This is a genomic window from Staphylococcus delphini (assembly GCF_900636325.1).
GTDB lineage: Bacteria > Bacillota > Bacilli > Staphylococcales > Staphylococcaceae > Staphylococcus > Staphylococcus delphini.
In genome coordinates this window covers 2,635,514-2,646,685 of the sequence record NZ_LR134263.1, presented here as the reverse complement: position 1 = coordinate 2,646,685, position 11,172 = coordinate 2,635,514, and the positions used below count along the sequence as shown (strand labels likewise).

Genomic DNA, 11,172 nt, shown 5'->3' with positions numbered 1-11,172 from the left:
TCTCCTTTATTTTAATGATAAAAATTCGCCAATCGGTCCAAGTAATAGAACAGGTAAAAATGTCAAACCACTCAACAAAATAATGAAAATTGTGAGTGATACCCCGAAGAAAGGTTTGTCGATCGCAATCGTTTGATCACTTTTTTGATAGGCCTTTTTATTCACCAAACTCGAAGCAATCATCACTTGTAAAATGATAGGGGCATAGCGTGCAATCAACATGACAATACCTGTCGAAACGTTCCAAAATGTTGTATTATCGCTTAAACCTTCAAAGCCAGAACCATTATTCGCTGCAGATGAGCTCATTTCGTAAAGTACTTGTGAAATACCGTGAAATGCAGGATTGGTGATCGCCTCACTCGCACCTGGAACGATAAATGCCAAAGCTGTTGCGATTAAAATCAATACCGGATGAATTAAAAAGGTCAACGCAATCAGTTTCATTTCGCGACCTTCTATTTTCATCCCTAAATAATGTGGTGTTTTGCCGACCATCAAACTACAAATAAAGACGGCTAATAAAACGTAAATGAGCATATTCATGAGTCCGACACCTTCACCACCGAAAATGGCGTTCAACATCATGAGCACGATAGGCACGAGACCACCAAGAGGGGTAAGTGTGTCATGCATATTATTGACTGTACCGGTCGTAAATGCGGTCGTAATCGTTGTGAATAACGCTGACAGACCCGGACCAAACCGGACTTCTTTCCCTTCCATATTTGGGCCAATGACGCCTAAATGAGACAACACGATATTGCCTTTATACTCTGCAATCAATGCGATGACAAAGCACACTAAGAAAAAGAGCAGCATGGTTCCGAAGATGACATAAGCATGCGCATGAATGTGTTTACCGCTTTTAGTCAACATCCGTCCAAATAGCAAGACGAGTGCACCCGGAATTAACATCATACTCAACATTTCAATATAGTTAGACCATACAGTCGGGTTTTCAAAAGGTGTGGCAGAGTTTGCGCCTAAAAAGCCACCCCCATTCGTACCGATATGCTTAATGGACTCTAAAGATGCCATAGGACCATATGCGATATGTTGAACTTTTCCTGTAATCGTATGCAGCGTTAAGTTCCCTTTTAAAGTTTGCGGTGTCCCTTGACTGATTAACAGGAGACTTACAATGAATGACAAAGGTATGGAAACACGCACTAAAAAGCGCACCATATCTTGATAAAAGTTGCCGATAATATCTGTCATTCCTGTTAAACGGCGCAACATCGCAATACAAACCGCGTAACCTGAAGCGCTAGACGTAAACATTAAATAAGTGATGACCATCATTTGTGTTAAATAGGTTAGACCGGATTCACCAGCGTAATGTTGCAAGTTCGTATTCGTTAAGAACGACACGGCTGTGTTAAATGCTAATGACACAGATTGATTTAAATTATGGTTAGGATTTAAAAAGAGCCATTGTTGAATGAGCAGCAGTACGAACGTCAACGCGCCCATCAGTCCATTAAACAATAGAAAATGTTTCAGGTACGTCTTACCCGACATATGCTCTAATTGCGTCCCTAAAACTTTATAAATGCCTTTTTCAACACCTGAAAATACTTTATCCGCGGGGGTAGGTGTTAATAATGCCACACTGTATAAATAACGACTTAATAAAAATGCACATAGAAAAAAGATGATTAAAAAGATAACGATTTCCATGTTTTCCCTCCATCAATAGCTAAATTTAAAACTTTTCACTGTAAATTAAGGCATAGACTAAATAGCCGATTAATACGATGACGATCAAACCTAATATGCTAATCATCTCTGGACCTCCTCCTTATTGCCGAAATCATTATATAAAAATTTCTATAAGGGGATTATTAATATTTGCGTCGTTTTATTAAGAAGTTATTAAGATAAATAAAAACGTATTTTTTATAGAAAATGTAAGATTTGAAGTTTATGATGAGTGAGAAGAGGTGAAAAATATGGAGCGTCATCCAACGATAAAAAAAGGGTCATTAACGATATATTTGGGTTATTCTCCGGGTGTAGGTAAAACCTATGAAATGTTATCCAATGCGATCGATGCTTATCACGAAGGCGCGGATATTAAAATTGGTTATATTGAGCCACATCAACGTAAAGAAACCCAAGCCCTTGCTGAACAATTGCCAGCCATTCAAACAAAATCTAAAAATCACGGCAGCCACGCATTCCAATATTTAGATGTCGATCAAATTATTGAAGACGACCCAGATGTTGTCCTCATCGATGAATTAGCGCATACCAATATTTCAAAAGAGCGACATGAAAAAAGGTACATGGATATTGAAGAAATACTTTCCCACGGCATTGATGTCCATACAACATTAAATATTCAGCACATCGAAAGTTTGAGTGAACAAGTGGCGTTACTGACGGGGGTCAAAATTAAAGAGCGTGTACCTGACCAATTCATTATGTCGAGTGATGCGATAGAGGTCATTGATATTTCACCAAAGCAACTCATCAACCGACTTAAAGCAGGAAAGGTGTATAAAAAGGAACGACTTGATACCGCATTTTCGCATTTTTTTACATACGAGAACCTTACTGAATTACGAGAATTAACACTGAGAACAGCCGCGGATATGATGAGCCAAAAAGAACGACTTTATAAGAAAAATGCAGATATTACCCCGCATGTCGCAGTCGCTATCAGTGGAAGTATCAGCAACGAAACCGTCATTCGAGAGGCACGTCGCATTGCAAATCGTGAGCATGCTCAATTTACAGCGGTGTATATTGACGTGTTTGATCATGAAGGGAAACAGTATGCAAATAATAGTCAAGTGCACCAAAATTTAATGCTGGCGCAGTCGTTAGGGGCATCCGTCAAAGTGATATATGATAATCAAATTGCATCGGGGCTTGATGATTGGTGTAAATCTCAGAAAGTGACGAAACTCGTTATCGGTCAACATATGAATGACAAATGGCATACACGGTTGAAGCGGCCTTTAATTGATCAATTACTTGATTTAAAACATCATTATAAAATTGAAATTGTGCCGATTAAGCATATTCAAATGAAAGCAAAGCCTGAGCGACAACAGCAACATATGCAACAAAAGCGTTGGACCGTCGATATTTTTAAAATGATTGCGATTCAAGCGATTTGCGTACTTTTAGGCTTGTGGATTTATAGCACAGGCAAAGGAGAACAAGATACAATCATTCTCCTGTTGTTTTTATTAGGGATTGTCGTTTTAAGTATGTGGACACAATCGTATTTGATCGGCTTTTTCGCTGCGATTTTAAACGTGTTAGTATTTAATTTCTTTTTTACCGTGCCAAGATTTACGTTTGAAGTTTATCGCTTTGACTATCCTATCACTTTCACGATCAGCATTATCGTTAGTATCGTCACGAGTGGCTTGTTAAAACAAATTAAACATCAGTACATCGTCACGAAACATCAATTGTACCGGACCGATATTTTGTTGCAATTTAATGATTCAATTAAACAAACGTACACGATTCCTGATTTATTGGTGAATGCAAGACATCAAATCCAACATTTGTTAAATCAAGAAGTCACGATTTATTTAGTAGAAGATGAAAAAATTTCAAACACGATACCGGCTGAAGGGCCACAGACTCATGATTCTCGCCATCAACAAGCGCTAAGTTGGATCATTAAAAATCAAAAGCGTGCAGGGGCAACGACGGATACGTTTCCAGGTATTCACTATTTGCTCATACCGATCGGCACAAAACCGGTCAAAGCGATTGTTTCCATACACTTTTCTGAAGCGAAAATTATCGATTCCTATGACAATTCTATTTTAGAGTCCATGTTGAATGAAATGTCGCTTGCTGTAGAGAACTTGAGCTTACTTCGTCAAACACGAGAGTCGATGTTACGAGCTGAGCGGGAGGTGGCACGTGCGCACTTTTTACGCTCCATTTCTCATGATATTCGCACACCACTCACCTCCATCATCGGATACTTAGATGTCTTATTGCTCAATGGGAAAGAAATGCCTCGCGCAGAACAACAGCAGTTAGTTTCGCGGTCGTTTGACGAAGCCCAGTATTTACACATGCTCGTTTCCAATATTTTGTCACTTACCAGACTCGAGCATTCGAATATGAAGCTCAACCGCCAATTGTATCTCATTGAAGAATTAGTTGAAGAAATCGAATCCGTGCTTGAACGTAGACGACTCAACAAGCAAGTGAAAGTGTCAGCATTACATGAGATGTGCTTCGTCAATATTGATAGTAAGCTCATTTTACAAGCGGTTTTTAATTTGATTGAAAATGCGTTAAAACATACGCCTCCTGAAACACCGATTATGTTAAGAATCAGTAAACATGAACCACACATTTTATTTGAGGTAATCGATAAGGGACCGGGATTGTCGGATGAAGAGCAACAGACGATTTTCCAACCTTTTGAGAAGCATCAACTTTTCAAAGACAATAAGAAAGATAGTATGGGACTCGGGCTTTATCTCGTGCAAGCGATTCTACAAAAACATGACAGTCAGTTAAAATATCGACAAAATGAGCCACATGGGAGTATATTTTATTTCAACTTACCTTTTGAAAAAGATACAAATTGAGGAGTGAAGTGCCGTGAATACAAAAATATTAGTGGTAGAAGATGATGCGGCGATTACCCATTTGCTCGATGTCTCATTAACCCTTGATTATTATGAAGTCATCACTGCGACAAATGGAAAGGACGCTGATTTTCAAATACGTTCTAAAGCACCAGACATCATTTTATTAGATTTAGGGTTACCCGATATCGACGGTTTAGAATTGATTAAAAGGATACGGCAAACTTTCGATATTCCTATTATTGTGATTAGTGCACGATTGGATGAACAAACCATTGTGGAGGCATTGGATAACGGTGCGAATGACTACATGACCAAACCGTTTAATGTGGATGAATTACGCGCACGTATTAGAGTGGTGCAACGGTTGGAGCATATGCAGAATCAAAAAGAAATTGTCTTTGAAAATGGCCCATTAGTCGTGTCGTATCAAGCTAAAACGGCCCAAATGGATGATCAAATGCTCAATCTGACGCCACACGAATTTGCCTTATTAGAATTATTGTGTCGTCACGTAGGTAAAGTGCTTACGTATGATATGATACTTAAAGCAATTTATGGTTATGTGAACCAATCAGAAATGCCGAGCTTGCGTGTACATATGACGTCGTTGCGCAATAAACTGACACAAGCCCATCCCGAGTCGAAACAACTCATTATTACGCGGCCTCGCATCGGTTATCAAATGCAATATTGGCAATAAAGTTATGCTGAAAAACAATGTTTCTGACTGTTTTATAATCATTCAATCATAAATAAGTGAGTAGGAAAGAGGTTGGGGATAACGTATCCCAGCCTCTTCCTGTGTGTTTAAAAAAATAAAGATACTGAAAATCAACCCATTATGGGACATAGATATTGATGTGTTGGGCTTATCTCATCCCCTCATTTTGCTACCTTAATTTGCGGTCCTGTTGTTTATTAGGCACCACAAAATAAAGAATCGCAAAGACGATAATGGAAATAAACGTGACGGTTGCTGTGATTGTCGGACTTAAACCAAACAGCACAGACGACAAGACACATAGCGTACTCACAATGATGGCAATTAAATAAATACGTTCTTTTAATTTTTGCGACATGACTTCTCACCTCTTTTACAACTTAATCATAACAAAATACAACATCGTTTCAATACTAAACTTTTGATGAAATACTATAAAAAAGTGTTTTTTCATTGTCGACAACTGATGAATGTGTTATATTGCAAGATGACTTAAACGATTCAACGTATTAAAGCATAGAAAAAGAGAGGATGAACGGTTTTGTCGCAACGGTCACAATGGAAATCGTCAACCGGCTTTATTTTAGCGAGTGCCGGTTCTGCGATTGGTCTAGGTGCACTATGGAAATTCCCATACATGGCGGGGATGTTCGGTGGTGGCGCATTTTTATTCATGTTTTTAGCTTTCACGATTTTAGTAGGCTTGCCACTACTCATTATGGAATTTGCGGTCGGTCAACTCGGTCGCACGTATACAACAGAAATATTTGGTCAATTAACAGGGCGCAAATGGTTAAACGGTATCGCTTGGATCGGTAATTTAGCGGTGTTTGTGTTGTTTAGTTTTTACAGTGTGATTGGCGGTTGGATTATCGTCTATCTCGGTTTTGTTCTTGCGCAATTGTTCCACATTGTGCCGACACAGCTTCATGATTTGCAATTTCAAGATATGATTAGTCAACCGCTCTATGTCGTTACAGGGCAGGCGATTTTTATTGCATTAACATGTGGTATCGTCATGCGTGGCGTACAACAAGGGTTGGAAAAAGCGTCGAAATTAATGATGCCATTACTATTAGTCTTTTTAATCATCATCGTAGTGAAAACATTATCGTTGGATGGGGCGATGGAAGGGGTGCGTTTCTTATTTCAACCCCGTGTCTCTGAAATCAATATGGAATCGATGTTATTCGCCTTAGGACAGTCCTTTTTTGCGCTATCACTTGGGACAACAGGGATGATGACGTATGCGAGTTACGCTTCAACAGACATGCCGATTAAAACATCCGCAGTGACGATTTTAATCATGAATATTGCCATTGCGATTTTAGCAGGGCTTGCCATTTTTCCAGCATTAGAGACGTTTGGCTACCAAGCGAAAGAAGGACCTGGCTTATTGTTTATCATTTTGCCACTCGTTTTTGAAAAGATGCAGTTCGGTACGCTATTCTATGCGATTTTCTTAGTGCTCTTTTTATTCGCGGCACTGACATCTTCCATTTCACTACTGGAGCTGAACGTGTCGAACTTAACGCGCAACGATAATCGTAAACGTCCAACGATGGCTTTTATAATCAGCTTAGGCGTTTTCATCGTCGGTGTACCTGCTACATTGTCATTTGGACCGCTCAGCCACATCCAATTTGGTGCCGGTTCCATTTTTGATAATATGGACTTTGTTTTTTCAAACATTTTATTACCTGTCGGCGCCTTAGCTTCAACACTAGCGATTGGCTATGCGATGGAAAAGGTGCGTTTGAAAACAGGATTTGGTAAGGATCCTCTGAAATTGTTTTCGATATGGTACATGTTCATTCGATACATTTTACCGGTTGTCATTTTATTGGTTTTCATTTTGCAATTAGTGTAAGAAATGTTCTATTCAAGTTGATTCAATTCAATTATACGCATGTTTGATGGTCTCCAAGGATGGATTGAACACACATCAAAATAAAGAGGAAGTGACTGGGAAAACGCCAATTGTTCCCGATTCGCTTCCTTTTTTATTTTGGGCACTCACATTATTCATAAAGGCGGTCGTCATCTAATGTGCTATGTTGAGCGAAATGACACAAATCATGAATCATTTGTTCGCGTAGTTCGGTCTCTCGTGCAGTTACTTCCAAACCGTGTGCTGCTAAAATGTCGAGACGGCCCATCCAAAAAATCATATCTAAAATGTGATACGCCGAGGCATAGTCTGGATGATCGCCACGAGACCAATTGAAAGTCGCTTGCCAAGTCGGCGTCACTGCTGACAATGCTTGATACAGTTGTTGAAACGGTGCTTTGAAATGCCAATTCGTAATCAGGTCACGCTGTTGTTGGGCAGTTTCGATGTGCTCTAGCGGTGGCACGGGCCCGCCTAAGCGTTGAATGACACGTTGAAATTGCCGCGGGGCTAATTTTTTTTGTTCGTTTTTAATATAAATGTCCCCCTCAGCTGTCGTGTGACCTAATAATACGGGGACATTGACATGGCGATAGTCTCGTTCGATATTAGCTGTGGCAACTGGTTGGTATAACAATTCTAAGCCTTTTGATGGGCCATACTGCATTTGGTGTCTCGCCATTAACGCTAATATCCCTTGTGCATCGAGTTCATGCCAAGGTGTGGACGGATAGTGTTTGGCTTTTAATGCTGTAAAGGCGTCTGCTTTATCGGATGCGACGTGAGGAGATTCCAAATGCAAAATCCCGCTTAACATGACAGCATTTTTAATCCAAGGCCGCACTGTAGGCATACGCAACATGGCCGCAACGCTCATTGCACCCGCGGATTGACCCATTAAGGTGAGGTGCTCCGGGTTTCCACCAAAATGTACGATATTTTCACGTATCCATTGTAGTGCACACATTTGATCTGACAAGCCATTATTCGCATCCCACTCCGGATTGATTGTAGACCAGTCTAAGAAACCGAGTGCACCTAAACGGTAATTCAACGTAACGACGATGACGGATTCGCGCTTGACGATTTCATGAGGATGATACAACGCTTGTGCGCTATGACCATTCACAAAACTGCCTCCATATATGAATACAATGACAGGCAATGGTTGGTGAGAGGGTGTTGCAGGACGCCAAATATTTAAAGTGAGACAGTCTTCACTCTGCGGGTAGTCTTGCACGTGTGTATCAAAAAAGGACTCTAATGAATTCGGTGGCTGAATCGGGACAGGTCCAAATGAAGTCGCTTGAAAATCTTCTGGCCACGTTGACAACAGTTGCGCATGTTTAAAACGTAATGCCCCAATAGGTGGTTGCGCATAAGGAATCCCTTTAAATACTTCATAATCAGTATGACGTTCACCATGAATCGTGCCTTTAGGTGTATGCAGTTCCATCCATCTCTCCCCTTTGTACTGTGAAATGTATCATATGATTGCTTTCATTATAACGCAAACGCGGCTTTCTTGTATGGGATGGCAATGTATAGGCATAAAGTGACAACATGCTTAATGCGTACCTCATAATTGAATCGCTCATTTGCAATTGTATAGCGCTATATCGATTGCTTTTAAGATAATTTGTATTTTTATAGCGATTAGCATTGAAACCGACACACATTTATCTTATAATTCATATGTATTAACTAAGAATTAGACGGTTGAAATGAGGGGACAGTGTTGAGAAATTTTGACTTGATTGGCCGGACACCGCTTGTACAACTCGAGCATTACAGTACGGACCGGGTGCAAATCTTCGCCAAATTGGAGATGCATAATCCAGGGGGCAGTGTGAAAGATCGCTTGGCCAAGTATTTAATCGAGCATGCGATAGAAGAAGGTCAGCTTCACCCCGGTGATCAAATTGTGGAAGCAACAGCGGGCAATACAGGTATCGGGCTAGCGATTGTTGCAAATCATTATGACATTAAATGTGTCATTTTTGCGCCAGAAGGTTTTTCAGAAGAGAAGATTTCGATTATGAGGGCACTCGGCGCTGAGATTCATCGTACACCCCAAGCAGAAGGGATGCTCGGTGCACGACAATGGGCCGAAAGCTATGCTGATGAGACAGGTGCTTTTTATACGAATCAGTTTGAAACGCGCAATAATCCAGCAGCGTACCGGGACACATTAGCAGTTGAACTCATTGAGGCACTTCCGGATTTAGACTACTTTGTTGCGGGTGCAGGTTCGGGTGGCACATTTGCAGGTGTAGCAGAGGCGCTCCAACCTCATGATGTGAAGTCGATTGTCGTTGAGCCACCCGGTTCTATTCTGAGTGGTCAAGAAAAAGGGCGCCATGATACAGAAGGCATTGGCGTTGAAGTGTGGCCACAATTTTTAAAACGAGAATGGATCGAAGCGGTCGAAGTGGTACCGGATGAGGTTGCTTTTCAACACGTAAAAGACTTAGCACGTTACGAAGGCATATTAGCGGGAAGTTCTTCAGGTGCTGCATTGGAAGGTGCGATTCGAGCGGCGTCCCGATTAGAACAAGGAACAGTTGTAGCCATTTTTCCTGATGGCAGTGATCGCTATATGTCGAAAAAGATATTTCAATACGGAGGAGATTTAAATGAATAAAAAAACATTATTGATCCATTGTGGGAATACAACTGATGAATATACAGGTGCGGTGACGACGCCGATCTATCAAACGAGTACGTATGAACAAGATGCGATTGGGGAGTTGAGACAAGGCTTTGAATACTCACGTACAGCGAATCCTACACGTTCATCACTCGAGTCTGTCATTGCTGATTTAGAACATGGGAATTACGGTTTCGCATTCGGTTCAGGCATGGCGGCCATCAGTGCAGTGATTATGTTGTTAGACCAAGGCGACCACATCATTGTCGGTTCAGATGTATATGGCGGCTCATATCGTGCAATGACACGCGTCTTCACACGTTTCGGTATTGAATTTAACTTTGTTAACACAACAGATGTTCAAAATATTGAAAATAAGATTAAAGATAATACGAAAATGTTATTTATCGAAACGCCATCCAATCCATTGTTACGTATTACAGATATTCAAGCAGTAAGTGAAATCGGCAAGCAACACGAACTCATTACTGTCGTGGATAACACATTTATGACGCCATATTATCAAACACCGTTGTCACTTGGCGCAGATATCGTTGTACATTCAGCGACGAAATATTTAGGCGGTCATAGTGACGTTGTAGCTGGACTTGTCGCAGTTAAAGATGAAACACTCGCAGAACGTATCGCATTTGTCCAAAACTCAACAGGGGGCGTATTAGGACCTCAAGACAGTTACTTGCTGATTCGTGGGATGAAAACATTAGCTTTACGTATGGAACAAATCGAACGTAACGCATTAGCTGTCGTTGAAATGTTGAATCAACATGACAAAGTGACGAAAGTGTATCATCCAAGCCAACCGTCACATTTAAACTACGACGTACATCAAGCGCAAGCAGACGGCACAACAGGTATCATCTCATTCGAAGTCGCAGATGTAGAAAAAGCAAAATTCCTCGTGAGACAAACGAAATATTTCACCTTAGCAGAAAGTTTAGGTGCAGTTGAAAGTTTAATTTCTGTACCAAGTTTAATGACACATGCTTCTATCCCCGCAGATGTTCGTGCAAAAGAAGGCATTGCGGATGGCTTGGTACGCTTATCATTGGGTATTGAAGATACAGATGATCTTGTAGAAGATTTAAAACAAGCACTCGATCAATTATAAGTCATGTTGGATTGAGGAGGCAGTACAGAAATCTCATGTGCAACAAAGATTTTGTCTACTGTCCCCATAGTAAGGCTCACTAGGCTTCTCAAAATCACGAGCAATAAAAATAATAAGCCTTAAGCCATCACGATTCTCGTTTATAAAATTAATCACATTCGACAACGTCATGCCATGTCTCGATTTGAACATGGTATG

Annotated in this window: 9 protein-coding genes; 5 read left to right on the top strand and 4 right to left on the bottom strand. The window is 40.6% G+C overall.

The genetic code is table 11. The features are described from left to right. Positions 1-6: 6 nt before the first annotated feature. Positions 7-1,683: a potassium-transporting ATPase subunit KdpA gene (gene kdpA, locus EL101_RS12475; RefSeq protein WP_096539612.1), complete on the bottom strand. Its 1,677-nt coding sequence runs from the start codon at positions 1,681-1,683 to the stop codon at positions 7-9. Positions 1,684-1,708: 25 nt separating this feature from the next. After that, on the bottom strand, positions 1,709-1,789 hold the full coding sequence (gene kdpF / locus EL101_RS13860; RefSeq protein ID WP_064485063.1) for a K(+)-transporting ATPase subunit F: 81 nt from the start codon (positions 1,787-1,789) through the stop codon (positions 1,709-1,711). A 166-nt stretch (positions 1,790-1,955) separates the two neighbouring features. On the opposite strand from kdpF, the gene EL101_RS12465 reads away from it, so the two are divergent. Both EL101_RS12465 and EL101_RS12460 read left to right on the top strand, forming a co-directional pair. Then, a complete protein-coding gene (locus EL101_RS12465; protein ID WP_096598108.1) occupies positions 1,956-4,580 on the top strand; it encodes a sensor histidine kinase in 2,625 nt (874 codons plus the stop codon). A 13-nt stretch (positions 4,581-4,593) separates the two neighbouring features. Beyond that, positions 4,594-5,283, top strand: a complete 690-nt coding sequence (locus EL101_RS12460; protein ID WP_096598106.1) for a response regulator transcription factor — start codon at positions 4,594-4,596, stop codon at positions 5,281-5,283. Between the two features lie 190 nt (positions 5,284-5,473). Here the strand turns inward: EL101_RS12460 and EL101_RS12455 are convergent, their stop codons facing one another. Further along, complete coding sequence (locus tag EL101_RS12455) at positions 5,474-5,662, bottom strand: hypothetical protein (RefSeq protein ID WP_019166899.1); 189 nt, start codon at positions 5,660-5,662, stop codon at positions 5,474-5,476. 183 nt (positions 5,663-5,845) lie between these two features. Here EL101_RS12455 and EL101_RS12450 point away from each other — a divergent pair, with 183 nt between their 5' ends. Then, positions 5,846-7,174, top strand: a complete 1,329-nt coding sequence (locus EL101_RS12450; protein ID WP_096598104.1) for a sodium-dependent transporter — start codon at positions 5,846-5,848, stop codon at positions 7,172-7,174. A 151-nt stretch (positions 7,175-7,325) separates the two neighbouring features. On the opposite strand, the gene EL101_RS12445 is transcribed toward EL101_RS12450, so the two are convergent. Continuing rightward, entirely contained in the window at positions 7,326-8,651 is a 1,326-nt protein-coding gene (locus EL101_RS12445; RefSeq protein WP_096598102.1) for a carboxylesterase family protein, read from the bottom strand. A gap of 282 nt (positions 8,652-8,933) precedes the next feature. Here EL101_RS12445 and EL101_RS12440 point away from each other — a divergent pair, with 282 nt between their 5' ends. Together EL101_RS12440 and EL101_RS12435 are read left to right on the top strand one after the other, a co-directional pair. Continuing rightward, positions 8,934-9,839 (top strand): PLP-dependent cysteine synthase family protein, encoded by a 906-nt coding sequence (locus tag EL101_RS12440; protein WP_096598100.1) that lies wholly within the window; start codon positions 8,934-8,936, stop codon positions 9,837-9,839. Continuing rightward, positions 9,832-10,974, top strand: coding sequence for a bifunctional cystathionine gamma-lyase/homocysteine desulfhydrase (locus EL101_RS12435; protein WP_096598098.1), 1,143 nt, complete (start codon positions 9,832-9,834; stop codon positions 10,972-10,974). Before EL101_RS12440 ends, EL101_RS12435 begins: the two co-directional genes overlap by 8 nt. Positions 10,975-11,172: the final 198 nt, after the last annotated feature.

Excerpts from the sequence above, each read along its gene's own strand:
- kdpA (WP_096539612.1), bottom strand. The coding sequence starts at position 1,683 with ATGGAAATCGTTATCTTTTTAATCATCTTTTTTCTATGTGCATTTTTA.
- kdpF (WP_064485063.1), bottom strand. The coding sequence starts at position 1,789 with ATGATTAGCATATTAGGTTTGATCGTCATCGTATTAATCGGCTATTTA.
- EL101_RS12465 (WP_096598108.1), top strand. The coding sequence starts at position 1,956 with ATGGAGCGTCATCCAACGATAAAAAAAGGGTCATTAACGATATATTTG.
- EL101_RS12455 (WP_019166899.1), bottom strand. The coding sequence starts at position 5,662 with ATGTCGCAAAAATTAAAAGAACGTATTTATTTAATTGCCATCATTGTG.
- EL101_RS12445 (WP_096598102.1), bottom strand. The coding sequence starts at position 8,651 with ATGGAACTGCATACACCTAAAGGCACGATTCATGGTGAACGTCATACT.
- EL101_RS12435 (WP_096598098.1), top strand. The coding sequence starts at position 9,832 with ATGAATAAAAAAACATTATTGATCCATTGTGGGAATACAACTGATGAA.